This window comes from Massilia agri (assembly GCF_024753255.1).
GTDB classification, from domain to species: domain Bacteria; phylum Pseudomonadota; class Gammaproteobacteria; order Burkholderiales; family Burkholderiaceae_D; genus Telluria; species Telluria agri.
Window position 1 is genome coordinate 51,537 of record NZ_JANUHA010000024.1, and the last position, 17,855, is coordinate 69,391.

The following is a 17,855-nucleotide window of genomic DNA, read 5'->3' on the forward strand; positions in this document are numbered from 1 at the left end:
CATTCTAGGAGTCTTCGAAGGCGCTCGCATCTGGACAAATTGTCCAAGTGGCGCCGGCGCCTTGCCCGCGGCCGTGCCGGCTCGCGTATGATGCGGACGTGATCCGGGAATTATCATGAACAAGCCACCCAGCCTTCTTTCTCTCCTCTTCGTCCTCGTCCTGCTCGCGGTCTTCGGCGTCGTCGGCGCCAAGTTCATGCTGGGCAGGCATTCGGCGTCGACCATGAGCCAGCTCGGCACCGTCTGGCCGAACATCGAGACCATGCCGGAAGGCGAACGCGCCTTCCTCGTCGAGCTCGCGCACACCTGCAACGTGACGACCCGCGAGCCCGTGCGCGCGGAAGTCGTCGATTGCCTGCGCTCGGTGAAGATGAATGCGGCCGCTGCCGACAGGCTGGACGGCCTGCTCAAGCAGGCGCCGGCTCCCTAGCCGAACTGGGCGACGCTGCTGGTCTGCTCGGGATGCTGAGCGCAGCCGAACAGGTAGAAGGTCCCCTCATGCAGGTGCTTGCGGCTGATCGCCGTGCCGGGCAGTTGCAGGATCAGCGCCATGCGCTTGCCGCACTCGCCGCAGTTCTGGTGCTCCGGCGACTGGACCCAGGCGGCGCTGGTGCCGATCCGCGCCTGGTTGATGGGCTCGAACTCGAAGGTTTCGCCGCCGATGCACAGGAGGTAGGCGAGCAGTTCGGTCGGGTAGGCCGGAGAGACCTCCGCCAGCGCCGCACGCAGCTCCGGACAGGCTGCCAGGTATTTTTCCGGCGCGAAGGCGTTCCGGGTCGTCCCGGCGCGCCCGGTGCGGTAGCGGGGAACGCGCACCGGCCGAACCACCTTGCCCAGCAGCGAAGGCGCGCCGGGCGCCGGCTCGATGAAGCGGTATTCGACCTCCTTCGCAACCGCCACCTCGATCCGCCTGCCGGCCCAGGGGAAGCCGGGCAGCTCCTCTGGTATCGGGATGATGCATCCGGGGGCGGTGCTGCGCCTGTTGGTACGGGCCAGGACGTGGCCCGCCGCGGGAAGCGTGCTGCTGCCCTCGACCAGCGTATAGATGGCCTCGAGCTGGCTCTCCGTCGCCGCAGCCGCGGCGCGCACGATCGCCCTCCGTTTGCGATTGAACCGTATCACCACGACGGCGAAGGAGATCGCGGCCGCCGCGAGGAGGCCAATTGCGAGCATGGTCAGGCTTGGCATGGCGGCCCCGGTCAGCTGGCTTCGGGAATCCACACCAGCAGGTCGGTGACGCCGATGTCCACGCCGGCCTGCATCAGGAGGGTGCTGGCCTGGCCGCGGTGATGGGTCTGGTGGTTGAAGAAGTGCAGCAGCACGCTGCCGAAACGTTTGTGGAAGGCCTGGCCGCTCATGGTCCGGTAGCTGAAGGTCTGCTCCAGGTCCGCCGGCCGCAACTCGCCTGCCAGCGCGCCGATCAAGCCGTCCAGGCGCTCGCGATGCACGCGCAGCTCCGCCAGGCTGTCGCCGAAGGAGTGCCGCAGGCTGGTGGGAAGCGGCGCCCCGCGTAGTGGCGCCAGGGCGCGGAACGCGGAGGGATGCTGGGCGAAGCGGGTCAGCCAGATCGTATCGCCGGCAAGCAGGTGGTTCATGGTGCCGAGCAGGGAGCCGAAGAAGGCGCCCCGGTCCGCACTGACTTCCTCGGCCGACAGCGTGGCCGCCGCATCGTAGAGCTTGCGGTTCATGGTCTCGTTGTACTGCGCGAGCAGATTGAAGTCTTCACAGCTGGACACGTGGATTCCTTTCCTTGTCGAGATGGGGGCGTTCCGTCAGCATCGCGCAAAACGGCGGCAGGGTCACCTTCCTTACGCAATATGTCATTATCGTCACGGGTGCAAACGAACGATGCATCATAGCCCCTTTCTGCAAACGAAATTTGCATTCCAAGTTCCATTTCGGAATTTTCTTGTGCCAGTCTCTGTAGTATTCCTTCCCCTCCCCAGCGTGGTGCAGCGCAATAAGCTAGAATGAACCTCCTTCGGACCCGTCCGACCGACGCCCTGCATCCATGAACGCGCCCGCACACATCCATACCCTGCTCGCCGACAATGCTCCTGCACGCCTGCGCGAGATCCCCTATAACTACACCTCGTTCTCCGACCGCGAAATCGTGATCCGCCTGCTGGGCGAGTCTTCCTGGCGCCTGCTGGACGAATTGCGCGGCGCGCGCCAGACCGGCCGATCGGCGCGCATGCTGTACGAGGTGCTGGGCGATATCTGGGTGGTGCGCCGCAATCCCTACCTGCAGGACGACCTGCTCGACAACCCGAAGCGCCGCCAGAAGCTGATCGACGCCCTGCATCACCGCCTGGGCGAAGTCGACAAGCGCCGCACCACGGTCGATGGGAGCGAGGAGGGCGATGCGCAGGCGGCGGCCACGCGCAGCGCCGCCGTCGAGCAGCTCTTGGGGGCCGCGCGCAAGGCGGTCGACGATTTCGCACGCGAGTTCCGCGAGACCTATGACCTGCGCAAGCGCGCAAAACAGGTGCTCGGCGCCTACACCGACAAGCGCAACATCCGCTTCGACGGCATGCACCGCGTCTCGCACGTGACGGACGCCACCGACTGGCGCGTCGAGTATCCCTTCCTGGTCCTGCTGCCCGACAGCGAGGAAGAGATGGCCGGCCTGGTGAAGGGCTGCATCGAACTGGGCCTGACCATCATCCCGCGCGGCGGCGGCACCGGCTATACGGGCGGCGCGATTCCGCTCACGCCGATGTCGGCCGTGATCAACACCGAAAAACTGATTGGCCTGGGCGAAGTCGAAATGACGCGCCTGCCGGGCGTAGATCGCGAGTACGCGACCATCCACACCTATGCCGGCGTGGTCACCCAGCGCGTCTCGCAGGCGGCCGAGAAGGCCGGCTTCGTGTTCGCGGTCGACCCTACCTCGGCGCACGCCTCCTGCATCGGCGGGAACATCGCCATGAACGCGGGCGGCAAGAAGGCCGTCCTGTGGGGCACGGCGCTCGACAACCTGGCGTCCTGGCGCATGGTCGACCCGAACGGCGACTGGCTGGAAGTCACGCGCATGGACCACAACCTGTCCAAGATCCACGACGCGCCGGTCGCCACCTTCAAGCTGGAATGGACGCATCCGACCCCGCGCGGGGCCGCAAAGGGCGAGCCCTTCCGCACCGAGACGCTCTCCATCGAAGGCCGCCGCTTCCGCAAGGAAGGCCTGGGCAAGGACGTCACCGACAAATTCCTGGCCGGCCTGCCGGGCATCCAGAAAGAGGGTACCGACGGTTTGATCACGTCGGCGCGCTGGATCCTGCACAAGATGCCGAAGTTCACCCGCACCGTGGCGCTGGAATTCTTCGGCCAGGCGCGCGATGCGATCCCGTCGATCGTCGAGATCAAGGATTACCTGGACAGCCTGCCGAAGAACGGCGACCCGGCCTTCGCGACCCTGCGCCTGGCGGGCCTGGAGCACCTCGACGAGCGCTACCTGCGCGCGGTCGGCTACGCGACCAAATCCAAGCGCGGCGTGCTGCCCAAGATGGCGCTGTTCGGCGACATCGTCGGCGACGACGAGAACGCGGTGGCGATCGCGGCCTCGGAAGTGGTGCGCCTGGCGAACACCCGCGTGGGCGAGGGTTTTGTCGCCGTCAGCCCGGAAGCGCGCAAGAAATTCTGGCTCGACCGCGCCCGCACCGCGGCGATCGCGCGCCACACCAACGCCTTCAAGATCAACGAAGACGTGGTGATCCCCCTGAACCGCATGGGCGAGTACACCGACGGCATCGAGCGCATCAACGTCGAGCTGTCGATCAAGAACAAGCTGCAGCTCGCGGAACAGCTGCACGAGTACCTGTCGAACGAACACCTGCCGATCGAGAAGAGCGACGACGCCACCGGCGACACCGTCGACCGCGCCGAGATCCTGGGCGACCGTCCGCAGCAGGCGGTGGCGCTGGTCGAGCAGGTAGCTGCGCGCTGGGGCTTCATCCTCGCGAACCTGGATCAGCCCCTGCGCGATGTACGCGCCAAGCTGGACGAGCTGGGCCTGGACGCGCTGTCGCAGACGCTCGACCTGCGCATCGGTTCGCAGCCGGACGCGCTGCTGTTCGACGTGGTGCAGGACCACACCATCCGCGTCTCCTGGAAGCAGGAGCTGCGCGCCCCGCTGCGCCAGATCTTCAACGGCGCGGCCTACAAGTGCATCCTCGACGAGTGCACCGCGATCCACAAGCGCGTGCTGCGCTCGCGCGTCTTCGTCGCCCTGCACATGCACGCGGGCGACGGCAACGTGCACACCAACCTGCCGGTGAACTCGGACGACTACGCGATGCTGCAGGACGCCCACAAGGCCGTCGAACGCATCATGAAGCTGGCTAGGAGTCTGGACGGCGTGATCTCGGGCGAGCACGGCATCGGCATCACCAAGCTGGAATTCCTGACGGACGAAGAGATCCGCGAATTCCGCGACTACAAGCTGCGCGTCGACCCGGAAGGCCGCTTCAACAAGGGCAAGCTGCTCAATACGACGGCCGTGTCGGCCGACCTGCGCAATGCCTATACGCCGTCCTTCGGCCTGATGGGCCACGAATCGCTCATCATGCAGCAGAGCGATATCGGCGAGATCGCCAACAGCATCAAGGACTGCCTGCGCTGCGGGAAGTGCAAGCCGGTCTGCACCACCCACGTGCCGCAGTCGAACCTGCTGTACTCGCCGCGCGACAAGATTCTCTCGACCTCGGCCCTGATCGAAGCCTTCCTCTACGAGGAGCAGACCCGCCGCGGCGTCTCGATCCGCCACTGGGAAGAATTCGAGGACGTGTCCGACCACTGCACCGTGTGCCACAAGTGCGTGACGCCGTGCCCGGTCAACATCGACTTCGGCGACGTCTCGATGAACATGCGTAACCTGCTGCGCAAGATGGACAAGCGCAGCTTCAAGCCGGCCAACCGCGCCGCCATGTTCTTCCTGAACGCGACCGACCCGACCACCATCAACGCCACCCGCAAGGTGATGGTCGACTGGGGTTATAAAGCCCAGCGCCTGGGCAACCAGATGTTGCGCGGCCTGGCCAAGCCGCAGGTGGAGGCGCCGCCCCCGACCACCGGCAAGGCGCCCGTGCGCGAGCAGGTGATCCACTTCATCAACAAGAAGATGCCGGGCAACCTGCCGAAGAAGACGGCGCGCGCCCTGCTCGACATCGAGGACGACAAGGTCATCCCGATCATCCGCAATCCGAAGGCGACCAGTGCCGACACCGAGGCCGTGTTCTACTTCCCGGGCTGCGGTTCGGAGCGCCTGTTCTCGCAGGTGGGCCTGGCGACCCAGGCGATGCTGTGGGAAGTGGGCGTGCAGACCGTGCTGCCGCCGGGCTACCTGTGCTGCGGCTATCCCCAGCGCGGCGCCGGCCAGTACGACAAGGCCGACAAGATGGTGACGGACAACCGCGTGCTGTTCCACCGCATGGCCAACACGCTGAACTACCTCGACATCAAGACGGTCGTGGTGTCGTGCGGCACCTGCTACGACTCTCTGGCGAACTACGAGTTCGACAAGATCTTCCCGGGCTGCCGCCTCATCGACATCCACGAATACCTGATGGAGAAGGGCGTCAAGCTGGAAGGCGTCACCGGCATCCGCTACATGTACCACGACCCCTGCCATACCCCGATGAAGATGCAGGATTCGCTCAAGACCGTGAACGCACTGGTCTCCACCGTGGATAAGGTGAAGATCGAGAAGAACGACCGCTGCTGCGGCGAATCCGGCACCTTCGCCGTGAGCCGCCCGGACATCGCGACCCAGGTCCGCTCGCGCAAGCAGGGCGAGATGGAGAAGGGCGCGGATAAGCTGCGCGACGATGGCTTCAAGGGCGAGGTCAAGATACTGACCAGCTGCCCGTCCTGCCTGCAGGGCCTGTCGCGCTACAACCACGACGCCGGCACCACCGCCGACTACATCGTGGTCGAGATGGCGCGCCACCTGCTGGGCGAGAACTGGATGCCGGAGTACGTCGAGCGCGCCAACAACGGCGGCATCGAAAGGGTGCTGGTATGACGGCGCCCCTGAAGCAGCCCGGCTGCGAGCTGTGCGAACTGAGCGTGCCGGTCGCCTGGCAGGATGAAAAGTTCTCGGTCATCCTCGTCGACGATGCGGCCTATCCGGGCTTCTGCCGCGTGATTCTCCGCGACCACGTGCGCGAGATGAGCGACCTGTCGCGTGAAGACCGCCTCTTGATCAACGAAGCTGTCTACCAGGTCGAGCTGGCGGTGCGCGACGTCATGCGCCCGCTGAAGGTCAATGTGGCCAGCCTCGGCAACGTGGTGCCGCACCTGCACTGGCACGTGATTCCGCGCTATGCGGACGATGCGCACTTCCCGGCGCCGGTGTGGGCCCAGGCCGCGCGCCAGACGGACGAGGCCACGCTGGCCGGGCGCCGCGCCCTGCTGCCGGCCCTGCAAGAGGCCATCGTCCGCCGTTTCAATCAATAAGAGGAGCTTCCATGCCCAACCCAACCGACATCGCCGTCCGCCAGAAATCCCGCGTGCTGGAAATCGCCTTCGACGACGGCAGCAGCTTTTCGATTCCTTTCGAGCTGATGCGCGTCTACTCGCCCTCGGCCGAAGTGAAGGGCCACGGCCCCGGCCAGGAAGTGCTCCAGGTCGGCAAGCGCGAGGTCGGCATCACGGGCGTGGAGCCGGTCGGGAACTACGCGATCAAGCCCCTGTTCGACGACGGCCATGCGAGCGGCATCTTCACCTGGGACTACCTGCACAAGCTGGGCAGCGAGCAGGCCGCGCTGTGGCAGCAATACCTCGACCGCCTGCACGCGGCCGGTTTCGACGGCGACAGCGGCCGCGAACCGGGTACCGAGCTGCCGGGCGCGCCGGTCCAAGGCGGCTGCGGGCACAAGCACTAAAATTTTGTTCTCCCCGTCGACATTTCTGTCGATATGCGGCAATGTCATTCGTCATGCCAGCGCCCGGATGTCCGGGTGACCTTTTGGGAGAACAAGCATGGAATACATGATCCTGATTTACGCCGACGAGCAGCTGTACAGCGACATGCCGGAGGCCGACCTGGCCGCCCTGATGGCCGAGTATGGCCGTTATGCGCAGGAGATGGAGGCGGCCGGCGTCCTGCGCGGCGGCTCCGAGCTGGCCCCGGTCCACGCCGCCACCACGGTGCGGCTGCGCGGCGGCAAGGTGGTCTGCAGCGACGGGCCCTTCGCCGAGACCAAGGAGCAGCTTGGCGGCTACATGCTGATCGAATGCGACAACCTCGACGAGGCCATCAAGTGGGCGGCCCGCTGCCCCTCGGCCGCGCAGGGATCGATCGAACTGCGGCCACTCGTCCATAACGGCTGAATCCGTGGAGGCGCGCGTCATCGGCGAAGTCTGCCGGCGCGAGGGCGGCAAGGTGCTGGCTGGGCTGATCCGCCGCTTTGGCGACATCGGCCTGGCCGAAGACCTGCTGCAGGACGCCTACGCCCGCGCGCTCGAGCGCTGGCCGCGCGACGGCTTGCCGGACAATCCGGCCGGCTGGCTGACGACGGTGGCGCGCAACCGCGGCCTGGACATCCTGCGCCGCGCGGCGCGCACCCTGGACGATTCGAGCGCGGTGCTCGCCCGTCTCGAGGCCGAGCCGCCGCAGGAGCGGCAAGAGGGGCAGCTGGACGACGACCGGCTGCGCCTGATCTTCGTATGCTGCCACCCGGCCCTGCATCCGCGCGCGCAGAGCGCGCTGGCCCTGCGCACCCTGTGCGGCCTGTCCACGCGCGAGATCGCCCGCGCCTTCTGCGAGAGCGAGGCCACGACCGCCCAGCGCCTGGTGCGCGCCAAGCGCAAGATCGCTGACGCCCGCATTCCCTTCGTGATTCCCGTTGAAAGCGAGCTGCCCGGGCGGATGGCCATCGTGCTGCAGGTGATCTACCTGGTCTTCAACGAAGGCTATGCGGCGACCGAGGGCGCGCGGCTCGTACGGCTCGACCTGTGCAAGGAGGCGATCCGCCTGGGCCGCCTGATGCGCGAGCTGATGCCGGTCGACGCCGAAGTGCGGGGCCTGCTGGCCCTGATGCTGCTCACCCATGCGCGCGGCGCAGCGCGCGTTTCAAACGTGGGCGAGCTGCTGACGCTGGAACAGCAGGACCGCTCCTTGTGGGACCAGGATGCGATCCGCGAAGGCTTGGCCATCCTCGACGAAGCGCTGGCGCTGCGCCGTCCGGGTGCCTACCAGATCCAGGCCGCCATCGCGGCCCTGCACAGCAAGGCGGCACGCGCCATGGACACCGACTGGCCGCAGATCGCGGCCCTCTACGGCGCCCTGCTGCGCCACCTGCCCACGCCGGTCGTGCGCATGAACGCCGCGGTCGCCCACGGCATGGCCAGCGGCCCACGGGAAGGACTGCGCGCGCTGGAACACTTAAGCGACATGGAAGGCTCGCATTACCTGCACGCCGCGCGCGCCGCATTCCACCTGCGCCTGGGCGACACGCATGCGGCAAGCGCTTCTTACGTCCACGCCGCCGGCCGGACCGGCAACGAGGTCGAACGCGCCTGGCTGCTGGCGCGCGCTAGAGCTGCGCAAGGAGATTGTGCGCACAGGCCCGCACCGCATCGCGCAATGCGGCCGGCTTCCTGATCTCGAACCCGAAGGGCAGGGCGGCCAGCTGGCGCGCGAACCAGTCGATATCGTCCGACTGGTTGTGCATCACCACCCCATCCTCCACCTGCTCGAACACGCCGATGGTGTCGAAGAACTGCGCCTGCGCGGCTTCCAGGGTCGTCTGGAGCAGCACTTCGATCGCGACCGCGCGCGGCAGCGTGGCCACCGAGCGCACCAGCCAGGCCAGCGCGTCGAAGCCGCGCGGCCGCTCGAAGCGCCGGCCGAGGGGCGTGAGCGCATCGATGCGGTCCAGCCGGAAGGAGCGCAGGCCGGCGCGCAGGTGGCAGTGAGCGACCACATACCAGCAGCCGCCGTGGTAGGCGAGGCCGTAGGGATCGACGTCGCGCCGCGTCATGCTGCCTGCCGCATCGACGTAGCCGAGGTGAACCCGCTCCTGGCCGCGCGCCGCGACCGACAGGATGCCGAGGGCGGCGCTGCCGGCGCCGGTGGCCGCGCGCCGCACATCCAGCTGGACGGTCTCGGCCACCGCGCGCACGCGCTCGCGCAGCTGGGCGGGCATGGTGCGTTCCAGCTTCGCCTGGACGCCGGCGATGGCCGGCGCGGTGTGCTCCAGCCCCAGGCGGCGCGCGCCCAGCAGGCCGACCGACAGGGCCAGCGCCTCGTCCTCGCTGAACATCATCGGCGGCAGCTTGAAGCCGGCCACCAGCGCATAGCCACCGGCGCGCCCCCGTTCGGCGGTCACCGGGATGCCCATCTCTTCGAGCATGGCGATGTAGCGCCGCACGGTGCGCACGTCCACTTCTAGGCGCGCCGCGATCTCGGCGCCGCTGACCTGGCCGTGGGCCTGCAACAGTTCCAGCACCGCCAGCACGCGGGTCGTCGGTTTCATCTCGGGCTCCAGAAAATCAGGACCGATTATGTCCTGATTCGCTCTTATCGTGCGGTTTTGTGATCGATAAGGAGAAAAACGATGGCGGACTTCGCACAACTGGGGCTGTTCTTCGTGGTCGTCTTCGGCGTGATCGCGCTGCCCGGCCTCGACATGGCCTTCGTGCTGGCCAGCTCGCTGCGCGGCGGGAACGGCGCCGGGATGGCGGCGGTCGGCGGCATCATGCTGGGCGGCGTGGCCCACGTCCTGATGGGCGTGCTGGGCGTGGCGGCCATCCTGGCGGTATGGCCACCCCTGTTCAACGCCGTGCTGCTGGCCGGCGCCCTCTACATCGCCTGGATCGGCTGGACCCTGCTGCGCTCGCGCGAAGGCGTGGCGCTGCCGGAAGCGCGTGCGGGACGGGGCGGACCGGTCTTCCTGCAGGGGATGCTCACCTGCCTGCTCAATCCGAAGGCCTATGTCTTCATGCTGGCGATCTTCCCGCAATTCCTGCATCCGGAACGGGGCCACTTGTGGACCCAGGCCGCGCTGCTCGGCCTGATCACGGCGCTGACGCAGGCCATGGTCTACGGCACGGTGGCGGCCGGCGCGTTGCGGGCACAGCGCTGGCTGGGCGGGAATCCCCGTGCCGGACTGGCGGCAGCGCGCGCCGTCGGCGCAGTCCTGGTCGGCGCCGCCCTGCTCACCGTGCTGCAAGGCTGGGCCTGAGCAAAATGGGGTCAGAGTCGAATTATTCGCCAACATCCCGCCGTCAACGGTCACTGCCCAATTGATCTTCGCGGCTACTAATTGAGTTGAAGACCGTACCCAACAATTCGACTCTGACCCTCATTTTGGTGGTTGGCAAGCTGGACAAACCTAATGAGGGTCAGAGTCGAATTATTCGCCAAGAGTCTTGCGGCAATGGTCGAAGAGTAGGTTTCGATGCTCGCGCGGCAGATCGTCGGATCAATTGGCAAATAATTTGACTCTGACCCCAATTCGAGAGGGAGAGAAAGTGGAGCCGGAAAAGACAAGGGCACGTCCGTGGACGTGCCCCGATCGACCTGCCCGCGAAGGGCGGCGTGCTTACTGCGCTTGCGCCTGGATGTTCGATGCCTGCTTGCCCTTCGGGCCGGCAGTGATGTCGAAGGTCACGCGCTGGTTTTCGGCCAGCGACTTGAAACCTTGGGCATTGATGGCCGAGAAGTGAGCAAAGACGTCTTCGCCACCGCCGTCCGGGGTGATGAAGCCGAAACCTTTAGCATCGTTGAACCATTTTACAGTGCCAGTCGCCATGGTAATTCCCTCATTAAGTTTATCTGTGTTATCGCCCTGTTCGCGTACCCAGGGGTTCAGGACCGATGGTGCGCTCAACATAGCAGAACTGATTATAGAGACAATTTATTAGAACGGTGACAAGATTTTTTCAATCGTGCGCACCGTCAACTTTTACCCACACCGCCCGTCTCCGAAGGCGGCCAGGGCATCCTGCAATCGATCAGAAACTGAAGGGCATGCGTACCGTCAGCGAGACGTCCGGGGTGTCGCGGGTCACGCCGGCGCCCACTGCCACGCTGAGCGATCGCTTCTCGTTCAGGCGGTAGGAATAGCCCAGCAACAAGGTGCCCAGCTGGGTGCGCACCGAGCCCGGCACCGTGCGGCCGTTCTGCTTCATGCGGCCCACCGTGCTGTGGTCGTAGCCCAGGCTCAGCGAGGCCTTTTCGTTCAGGGCCAGGCCCATGCCGAAGTTGAAACCGATGATGGCGCCCGGCGCCAGTTCGCCCAGCGGCTCGCGGATATTGTTGCGCACCAGACGCTGCACATTGTCGCGCTTGAAGTTGTGCAGGTAGCTGAGGTTGCCGAAGAAAACCGCCGGATCCGAGGGGAAGAGCCAGGTCAGGCTGCCCTGCAGCGTCTGGAAGCCCGAACCGGTCGGCAGGGACAGCGGCAGGCCGGTGCCGGTGACGTTCTCGCCGATGCAGCGGGTCTGGCAGTCCGTAACCACCTCGAACGGGTCCTTGCCCGTCGTCGACTTGTAGCGCAGGCCGGCGATGTAATAGGGCTTGTCAGCGCCGCCGTTGTTGAGCTGGTAGCGGGCGCCGATCTCGACGTCACCCAGGTCCTTGCCGCTGGTATTGAACACGCGTTCGGCGGCGGTGCCGGTGAAGATCTCGCGGCTCACGGTGGCGTCCGAACGGTACACATAAGGCACCCTGACCTCGACCTCCATCCTGTTGCTCAGCCCCGTGCGACCGGTGATCGAACCGGTGAAGGTATTGCGCTTGACCTCGCGCACGTCCACCAGGCCGATCAGCAGCGCCGGGATCACCGTATAGCCGACCAGGGCCACGCGGTTGCTCGACGAGTAGCCGAACTGCAGTGCGGGTTCGAGGATGTACTTGCCGCGCGGCGTCAGCACGCCCGGCGCCTCGAACAGCGGGGCGACCTCGGGCGGGCGCTGGTCCTTCTGGTTGCGCGTCGCGACGCTCTGCGCCTGGGGGCGTGCCGCCTGCTGGGCCGGGGCGGAGCCGCCCACCGGCCCCGGGGTCGATGGAGGCGGATTGGCCGGCGGCCGCTGCTGCTGCTGGTTCTGCGCTACCTTGGCTTGCGCCTTGTTTTGCTGGCTGGTGTTCTGCTGATTGTTGTTCTGGCCGGTGCTGTTCTGCGCGTTATTGTTCTGTCCGCCAGTACCGCGCTGCTCGTCCAGCATGCCATCATCGATACGCGGCGGCAGGGCGATCGCGTCGGCCAGCATCGGCGCCGCACTGCCGCGTCCTTCCTCGATGCGTTCGAGCTTGGCGCGCTGCGCCTGCAGTTCGCGCATCAGCTTGTCCACCAGCTCGCGCTGGGCCGCGAGCTCCGCCTTCAGCGTGGCCAATTCCTGGCTGCGATCCGGTTCGCTCGGGGAAGTCTGCTGTGCATGGGCGATTGGCGCAAGGAGCATGGCCGCCAGCCCGGCGCGCGCAAGGGTCGTATGCATCCGTTTCTCCATCGGCAAATTAATAATATTGCAATATTATAGGCTTCCTGCCGAGCGCACGATTGCATCACGAATGGTTGATTGAAAATTAATGTCCTTGATGAGCGCCATGCTGTTCACGGTCGAGCTGATTGTCGTGTAGGTCTTGATGGTCTGGTCGTCCAGGGTGTTCTGGACCAGGGTGCCGCCGTTACCGAGGCCCAGGTCGGTAGCGATGAAGTTGCCGGCGCCGTTCTGGATCAGGCGGGCGCTGCCGAGCGCGTCGCGGGCCTGGGCCAGTTGTTCGGCGGTCGCGGTCGCGAGGTCGGGCAAGGCGACGCTGGTGCGCGACATTACTTCGCCATTGATCGACACCACCCGCTCGATGCCGAGCGACAGGTTGAGGCCGCCCGGCGTCTCGAAGCCGCCGCGCGCTTCGTCGAGGGTGTCGGCATCCACCGCGGTCCAGCTTTCCGGACCGCCGGCGTCGGACGCGGTGGCGGCCCCGCAGGCTCCGGCCAGCAGCGTGGTCAGCAAGACCCGGCATGCATGTGTGAGCCATCGCATGGTGAATCCTTTCAAAAGTCGCCAGGCCCGAACTTCGGCAGGCTCTGGCTGTACTGTTCCTGGTTGATGCCGTTGCCCAGTGGCGCACGCGGCGCGGCGCGCCATTCGTCGGGTGCGTTGAAGGCGACCGTGCCGGGGAATTTGTGGATCACGAAGAGCAGCTTGTTGGCCCACAGCTCCATGAAGCGCTCGCGCGTCACCGAGCGGGTGCCGCTCGATGGGTCGCCGAGCAGGATGCGGCCGTCTTCGGCGCCCTTGATCACCACGAAATGGTTGTAGCCGCGGTCGCTGATCAGGACGATGGCCGGCAGCTTGGCCTCGAGCAGCTTGTCGAGCGGCTGCTGGAAGCCGTCGCCGACGAAACCCCGGGTGGCGAGGTAACGCTTCATGTCCAGCATGGAGAAGCCCTGCTGGCGGATCTTGGCCTGGTCGCCGGTGAGGAACATCTTCTCGAAGACTTCCTTCTCGCCGACCGGCGTGTTGTAGTGGTAGGTCAGCAGGGTGGCCAGCGCGGCCGAACCGCAGCTGAAGTCGAACTGCTGCCGGGTGGTCTTGCGGAACTTGATTTCTTTTAAAGAGGTGACCGGTACCGTCGCGCGCTGTCCCACGACCAGATCGATCGACGATGCCGGACACCGTGGCGCCAGCAGCATGCCGCACACGGCGGCGCAGATGGCGAGAACATGTTTCATAACGTTGCCGGACCTATTGCAGTTGCAGGTTGATGACGGTGGCGTTCTGGATCAGGACGTTCGAACCGCTGTTCTGGATGACCATCGGCAGGCCTTGCGCGTTGGCGAAGGAGCCGCTGTCGATGATGTTGTTGCCGCTGACGGTATTGATGGCGGTGTTGTTGCCGACCGTGCCGCCCAGGGTCGCCTCGTTGTGGATGGCGTCGTCCTTGCCGCTCGTGCGGCCCAGGCGTTCGCTCGTCACGGCTTCGCCCCAGCCCCTGGCGGCGCTGCCTGCCTCCGGATCGACCTTCACTTCTGACAGGAAGCTGATCTTGACCGGCAGTTTCGCCGGCTCGGCGGCCTGGACCGCTACCGGAAGCGCGACCAGCGCCGCCAGCATGAATCGGTTCACAGGTTTCATACAATCTCCCCTTGGTTCGGAAAACCGCCGCGCGGATTCCCGCGCGGCGGCTGCTACGGACTTACTGGCCGACGTTCATGTTCGACTGAACGTTGACGCTCTGCTGGATCAGCGACGAGAAGCCGTTGTTCTGGCTGATCACCGAGACGCCGGCTGCCGACTGCGCGATGTTCGACATGGTGTTCGACATGTCGAAGGCGCCGGTGGTCACGGACTGGGTGCCGCCGTTGCCGCCGGTGCCTGCGCCGCCATTGCCGCCGGTGGCTGCGCCACCCATGTTGCTGCCGCCTGCGCCGCCCGCACCCGAAGTGTTGGAGCCGCCTGCGCCGCCGTCGCCGCCGTTGCCGCCGGTGGCTGCGCCCGAGGTGGCCGAGCCGCTGGTCGATTCGCCGCCGGTGGCCGCGCCGCCTGCCGCGCCCGAGCCGCTGGTGTTCGAGGCCGAGCCGCTTGCCGCGCCCGAACCGCCGGCAGCGCCGGCTGCGCCCGAACCGCCCGCGCCGCCGGCCGCGCCCGCGCCGCCCGCGCCGCCTTCGGCGCCTGCGCCGCCCGCGCCGCCTGCACCGCCGATGCCGCCTTCGCCGCCAGCAGCACCTGCGCCCGCGGTCGAGGAACCTTCGGCGCCCGCGCCGCCGGTCGAGGTGCCGGCTGCGCCCGCGCCGCCGGTCGAGGTGCCTGCCGCGCCCGCGCCGCCCGCGCCGCCGGCGCCGCCGGTGCCGGCCGCGCCGGCGCCGCCGGTGCCTGCGCCGCCAGAGCCGCCGGTGCCGGTCAGGGATGCGCCGTTACCCGCGGTGCCGCCGGTGCCTGCGCCGCCTGCCGCGCCCGCGCCGCCGGTCGAGCTGCCTTCGGCGCCCGAGCCGCCTGCGCCGCCTGCCGCGCCTGCGCCGCCGGCGCCCGAGGTAGCGTCACCTGCGTTGTTCGAGACTGCGCCACCGGTAACGCCGCCCGAGGTGGCTTCGCCGCTGCCCGAGGTGGCGCCGCCACCGCCTGCATCCGTCGCGCCGGTGCCGCCGGTGGCCATGTTGCCGCCGCTGCCTGCGCCGCCGCTGGTGGCGGTGCCGGTTGCGCCCTGGCCGGAGCCGGTTGCCGAGCCGCTCGCGCCGCCCATGCCGCCTGCGCCGCCGTTGGCGCCGTTGCCGCCGGTGGCATCCGAGGTGCCGCCATTGCCGCCCATGCCGCCGGTCACGGTGCCGGTGTTGCCGCCGTTGCCGCCATCCAGGGCGCCGCTGTTGCCGCCGATGCCGCCGGTGGCAGCGCCACCATTGCCTGCGGTGCCCATGCCGCCTTCGGCGCCGCTGGCGCCATTGCCGCCGATGGCGCTCGAGGTGCCGCCGGTGCCGCCGATCGAGGTCGAGGTGCCGCCGTTCCCGCCGGTCGAAGTGGCTGCGCCGCCGTTGCCGCCCATGCCGCCGGCTGCGCCCGCGCCGCCGGTGTTGCCGCCGCCGCCAGCGCCGCCCGCGGCGCCGGCCGCGCCGCTGCCGCCATTGCCGCCCATGGCGCCCGCGCCGCCTGCGCCGCCTGCGCCGCCCATGCCGCCGTCGCCGGTGGTGGCGTTGCCGGTGTTGCCGCCCATGCCGCCGGCGCCGCCGGTGGCCGCGCCGCCGTCTGCACGGCCGCTGGTGGCTGCGCCGCTCTGGGCGGTCGCACCTGCGCCGCCTGCAGCGCCATTGGCGCCACGCGCCACGCCACTATCGCCACCGGCGCCACCGCTGGCGTTGCCGCCGTTTGCGGCGCCGCCTGCCGCGCCGGTGCCTGCTGCGCCATTGGCGCTGCCGTTGAGGGCTGCGGTGTTGCCGATATTGTTGATGGTGTTGCCGGTCACGGTACCGGTCAGGGTGCTGGTCGCGGTGGCGCTCGAGTTGTTGAAGGAACTTGCGACGCTCGAGGTCGAAGTGCTGTTGTTGTTGGCTGCAGCCGCGCCGGTAGCGCTGGCCATCGAGTCACCGACACTGCGGTTCTGGCCGGAGGAGTTGCGGTTGTCCGAGTTGTTGCTCTGGTCGGTAGTTTGCGTCTGGGTGTTGTTGGCGCCGATGTCGCCGGCCGTGGTGTTGCCGTCTTGTGCCTGTGCCATGCCGAATGCCAGGGCGATCGCGGTCGCCAGAATAGTGCGCTTCATCTGTTACTCCCCTTTGTGGTTCGGTGATTTGAAATGCCCGGCGTCGAAATAACCGGTCCACTTTCACGGTAAGCAGTTAGCGTGCCAGCACCAAAAAACTTTGCAAGTCCTTGATTCGTATCTGGATTTTTACATGTGGAAAGCTTGTAGGACTAGATTGATGGGATGGTTCAACATGTTCGGGAAATGGTGTCTCAGCCTTGTGACACTTGTAACGAGATGGTCATGAGACTGTATCAAGCTGTAACACCTACAGAGCGGCTTGGAACAGCGATGCGGGAAATGCTCAGTTGCTAAATGTAGGAAAACATGAAGCGTGAAAATGGCCGTTGTACAAGATTTCTGGGGACTGTGGCAGCACAGAAGGAGGAGGGACCTGAGGGGGGCACTGGGCGCATGCACGGCATCTTGCCGGCGATCGGACAGACGCTGGAAGGCAAAAGAAAACCGCCGCGCAGCTTGGCCGCGCGGCGGTTCTTTGGGGAGAGATTTACTGACCGACGTTCATGTTCGACTGAACATTGACGCTCTGTTGAACCAGCGAGGTGAAGCCGCCGTTCTGGCTGATCACCGAGACGCCAGCCGCAGCCTGGGAAACCGTCGACATGCTGTTCGACATGTTGAAGGCGCCCGTGGTGACTTCCTGGCTGCCGCCATTGCCGCCGGTACCCGAACCACCCGCACCGCCAGTGGCCGCGCCGCCGGTGTTGGTGCCGCCCATGCCGCCGGCGCCCGAGCTGTTGCTGCCGCCCGCGCCGCCTGCGCCGCCATTGCCGCCGGTAGCCTCGCCCGAGGTGGCCGAACCGCTGGTCGAGGTGCCGCCGCTGGCTTCGCCGCCGGCTGCGCCTGCACCGCTGCTGTTCGACGCTTCGCCGCTTGCTGCGCCCGAGCCGCCGGCGCCGCCCGCAGCGCCTGCGCCGCCTTCGCCGCCGGCTGCACCTGCCCCGCCTGCGCCGCCGGCCGCACCGGTGCCGCCTGCGCCGCCCGCTGCACCTGCCCCGCCTGCGCCGCCGGCCGCGCCTGCGCCGCCAGTCGCGGTGCCGCCTGCGCCTGCGCCGCCGTTCGAGGAACCTTCGCCGCCCGCGCCGCCGGTCGCGCTGCCTTCGGCGCCCGCGCCGCCTGCCGCGCCTGCGCCGCCGCTGCCTTCGGCGCCTGCACCGCCGCTGCCTGCGCCGCCTGCGCCGCCGGTGCCGGACAGGGCTGCGCCTGCGCCGCCGGTGCCGCCATTGGCCGCGCCGCCTTCGGCGCCCGCGCCGCCATTCGAGGTGCCGGCAGCGCCTGCACCGCCGGCGCCGCCTGCTTCACCCGAGCCGGCCGCGCCGGACGAGGACGAGCCTGCGGTGTTCGAGGTGTCGCCGGTGCCGGCGGTGCCCGAGCTGGCTGCGCCGCTGTTGGCATCGGCCATGCCGCCGGCGCCGCCGGTGCCGCCTTCGCCGCCCGATGCGCCCGAGCCGGCGTTGGCGGTGTTGCCGCCGCTACCGGCCGCGCCCGAGTTCGCGCCGCTGGTCGAAGTCTGGGTGGAGCCCTGGACGCCGCCGCTGTTGCCGCCTGCGCCGCCTTCGCCGCCTGCGCCGCCTGCGCCGCCGTTGCCGGTCGAACCGCCGCCCGCGCCGCCGCTGCCGGCGCCGACGCCGCCGCTTTCGCCGCCGTTGCCGCCGGT

At 67.6% G+C, this 17,855-nt stretch carries 17 protein-coding genes; 7 read left to right on the forward strand and 10 right to left on the reverse strand.

Going from position 1 to position 17,855, the window contains the following annotated elements; genetic code table 11:
• Positions 1 to 115 precede the first annotated feature (115 nt).
• Entirely contained in the window at positions 116 to 430 is a 315-nt protein-coding gene (locus NX780_RS22940) for a hypothetical protein (RefSeq protein ID WP_258830209.1), read from the forward strand.
• Here NX780_RS22940 and NX780_RS22945 read toward each other — a convergent pair.
• Positions 427 to 1,188 (reverse strand): hypothetical protein, encoded by a 762-nt coding sequence (locus NX780_RS22945; RefSeq protein WP_258830210.1) that lies wholly within the window; start codon positions 1,186 to 1,188, stop codon positions 427 to 429. The genes NX780_RS22940 and NX780_RS22945 overlap by 4 nt on opposite strands.
• 11 nt (positions 1,189 to 1,199) lie before the next feature.
• Positions 1,200 to 1,736 carry a DinB family protein gene (locus tag NX780_RS22950; RefSeq protein ID WP_258830211.1) on the reverse strand — a complete coding sequence of 179 codons (537 nt, stop codon included), beginning with the start codon at positions 1,734 to 1,736 and terminating at the stop codon, positions 1,200 to 1,202.
• A 275-nt stretch (positions 1,737 to 2,011) separates the two neighbouring features.
• Here NX780_RS22950 and NX780_RS22955 point away from each other — a divergent pair, with 275 nt between their 5' ends.
• From NX780_RS22955 to NX780_RS22975, 5 genes are all read left to right on the forward strand, one after another.
• Positions 2,012 to 6,022, forward strand: a complete 4,011-nt coding sequence (locus NX780_RS22955) for a DUF3683 domain-containing protein (protein ID WP_258830212.1) — start codon at positions 2,012 to 2,014, stop codon at positions 6,020 to 6,022.
• The gene (locus NX780_RS22960; RefSeq protein WP_258830213.1) at positions 6,019 to 6,456 is read left to right on the forward strand and encodes an HIT family protein; all 438 of its coding nucleotides are present in this window, start codon (positions 6,019 to 6,021) and stop codon (positions 6,454 to 6,456) included. Before NX780_RS22955 ends, NX780_RS22960 begins: the two co-directional genes overlap by 4 nt.
• Before the next feature lie 11 nt (positions 6,457 to 6,467).
• On the forward strand, positions 6,468 to 6,884 hold the full coding sequence (locus tag NX780_RS22965; protein ID WP_258830214.1) for a gamma-butyrobetaine hydroxylase family protein: 417 nt from the start codon (positions 6,468 to 6,470) through the stop codon (positions 6,882 to 6,884).
• Positions 6,885 to 6,981: 97 nt separating this feature from the next.
• Positions 6,982 to 7,332 (forward strand): YciI family protein, encoded by a 351-nt coding sequence (locus NX780_RS22970; protein ID WP_258830215.1) that lies wholly within the window; start codon positions 6,982 to 6,984, stop codon positions 7,330 to 7,332.
• 4 nt (positions 7,333 to 7,336) lie between these two features.
• On the forward strand, positions 7,337 to 8,605 hold the full coding sequence (locus NX780_RS22975; RefSeq protein WP_258830216.1) for an RNA polymerase sigma factor: 1,269 nt from the start codon (positions 7,337 to 7,339) through the stop codon (positions 8,603 to 8,605).
• Here NX780_RS22975 and NX780_RS22980 read toward each other — a convergent pair.
• Positions 8,538 to 9,479 (reverse strand): helix-turn-helix transcriptional regulator, encoded by a 942-nt coding sequence (locus NX780_RS22980; RefSeq protein WP_258830217.1) that lies wholly within the window; start codon positions 9,477 to 9,479, stop codon positions 8,538 to 8,540. The genes NX780_RS22975 and NX780_RS22980 overlap by 68 nt on opposite strands.
• Before the next feature lie 81 nt (positions 9,480 to 9,560).
• On the opposite strand from NX780_RS22980, the gene NX780_RS22985 reads away from it, so the two are divergent.
• Positions 9,561 to 10,187, forward strand: coding sequence for a LysE family translocator (locus NX780_RS22985; protein WP_258830218.1), 627 nt, complete (start codon positions 9,561 to 9,563; stop codon positions 10,185 to 10,187).
• A 360-nt stretch (positions 10,188 to 10,547) separates the two neighbouring features.
• Here the strand turns inward: NX780_RS22985 and NX780_RS22990 are convergent, their stop codons facing one another.
• From NX780_RS22990 to NX780_RS23020, 7 genes are all read right to left on the reverse strand, one after another.
• A complete protein-coding gene (locus NX780_RS22990) occupies positions 10,548 to 10,757 on the reverse strand; it encodes a cold-shock protein (RefSeq protein WP_258830219.1) in 210 nt (69 codons plus the stop codon).
• A gap of 202 nt (positions 10,758 to 10,959) precedes the next feature.
• Positions 10,960 to 12,441 carry a hypothetical protein gene (locus NX780_RS22995; RefSeq protein ID WP_258830220.1) on the reverse strand — a complete coding sequence of 494 codons (1,482 nt, stop codon included), beginning with the start codon at positions 12,439 to 12,441 and terminating at the stop codon, positions 10,960 to 10,962.
• Between the two features lie 36 nt (positions 12,442 to 12,477).
• Complete coding sequence (locus tag NX780_RS23000) at positions 12,478 to 12,987, reverse strand: hypothetical protein (protein WP_258830221.1); 510 nt, start codon at positions 12,985 to 12,987, stop codon at positions 12,478 to 12,480.
• Between the two features lie 11 nt (positions 12,988 to 12,998).
• A complete protein-coding gene (locus NX780_RS23005) occupies positions 12,999 to 13,679 on the reverse strand; it encodes a C39 family peptidase (RefSeq protein ID WP_370663643.1) in 681 nt (226 codons plus the stop codon).
• A gap of 13 nt (positions 13,680 to 13,692) precedes the next feature.
• A complete protein-coding gene (locus tag NX780_RS23010; protein ID WP_258830222.1) occupies positions 13,693 to 14,082 on the reverse strand; it encodes a hypothetical protein in 390 nt (129 codons plus the stop codon).
• A 61-nt stretch (positions 14,083 to 14,143) separates the two neighbouring features.
• Positions 14,144 to 16,195, reverse strand: coding sequence for a hypothetical protein (locus NX780_RS23015; RefSeq protein WP_258830227.1), 2,052 nt, complete (start codon positions 16,193 to 16,195; stop codon positions 14,144 to 14,146).
• A gap of 490 nt (positions 16,196 to 16,685) precedes the next feature.
• A partial coding sequence (locus tag NX780_RS23020; protein WP_258830223.1) for a hypothetical protein occupies positions 16,686 to 17,855 on the reverse strand: 1,170 nt, incomplete at its 5' end.

Coding starts and splice junctions, on each gene's coding strand:
- NX780_RS23015 (WP_258830227.1), bottom strand. CDS start 16,195: ATGAAGCGCACTATTCTGGCGACCGCGATCGCCCTGGCATTCGGCATG.
- NX780_RS22985 (WP_258830218.1), top strand. CDS start 9,561: ATGGCGGACTTCGCACAACTGGGGCTGTTCTTCGTGGTCGTCTTCGGC.
- NX780_RS22965 (WP_258830214.1), top strand. CDS start 6,468: ATGCCCAACCCAACCGACATCGCCGTCCGCCAGAAATCCCGCGTGCTG.
- NX780_RS22945 (WP_258830210.1), bottom strand. CDS start 1,188: ATGCCAAGCCTGACCATGCTCGCAATTGGCCTCCTCGCGGCGGCCGCG.
- NX780_RS22995 (WP_258830220.1), bottom strand. CDS start 12,441: ATGCATACGACCCTTGCGCGCGCCGGGCTGGCGGCCATGCTCCTTGCG.
- NX780_RS22940 (WP_258830209.1), top strand. CDS start 116: ATGAACAAGCCACCCAGCCTTCTTTCTCTCCTCTTCGTCCTCGTCCTG.
- NX780_RS22980 (WP_258830217.1), bottom strand. CDS start 9,479: ATGAAACCGACGACCCGCGTGCTGGCGGTGCTGGAACTGTTGCAGGCC.
- NX780_RS23010 (WP_258830222.1), bottom strand. CDS start 14,082: ATGAAACCTGTGAACCGATTCATGCTGGCGGCGCTGGTCGCGCTTCCG.
- NX780_RS22955 (WP_258830212.1), top strand. CDS start 2,012: ATGAACGCGCCCGCACACATCCATACCCTGCTCGCCGACAATGCTCCT.
- NX780_RS23000 (WP_258830221.1), bottom strand. CDS start 12,987: ATGCGATGGCTCACACATGCATGCCGGGTCTTGCTGACCACGCTGCTG.
- NX780_RS22970 (WP_258830215.1), top strand. CDS start 6,982: ATGGAATACATGATCCTGATTTACGCCGACGAGCAGCTGTACAGCGAC.
- NX780_RS22990 (WP_258830219.1), bottom strand. CDS start 10,757: ATGGCGACTGGCACTGTAAAATGGTTCAACGATGCTAAAGGTTTCGGC.
- NX780_RS22960 (WP_258830213.1), top strand. CDS start 6,019: ATGACGGCGCCCCTGAAGCAGCCCGGCTGCGAGCTGTGCGAACTGAGC.
- NX780_RS23005 (WP_370663643.1), bottom strand. CDS start 13,679: ATGAAACATGTTCTCGCCATCTGCGCCGCCGTGTGCGGCATGCTGCTG.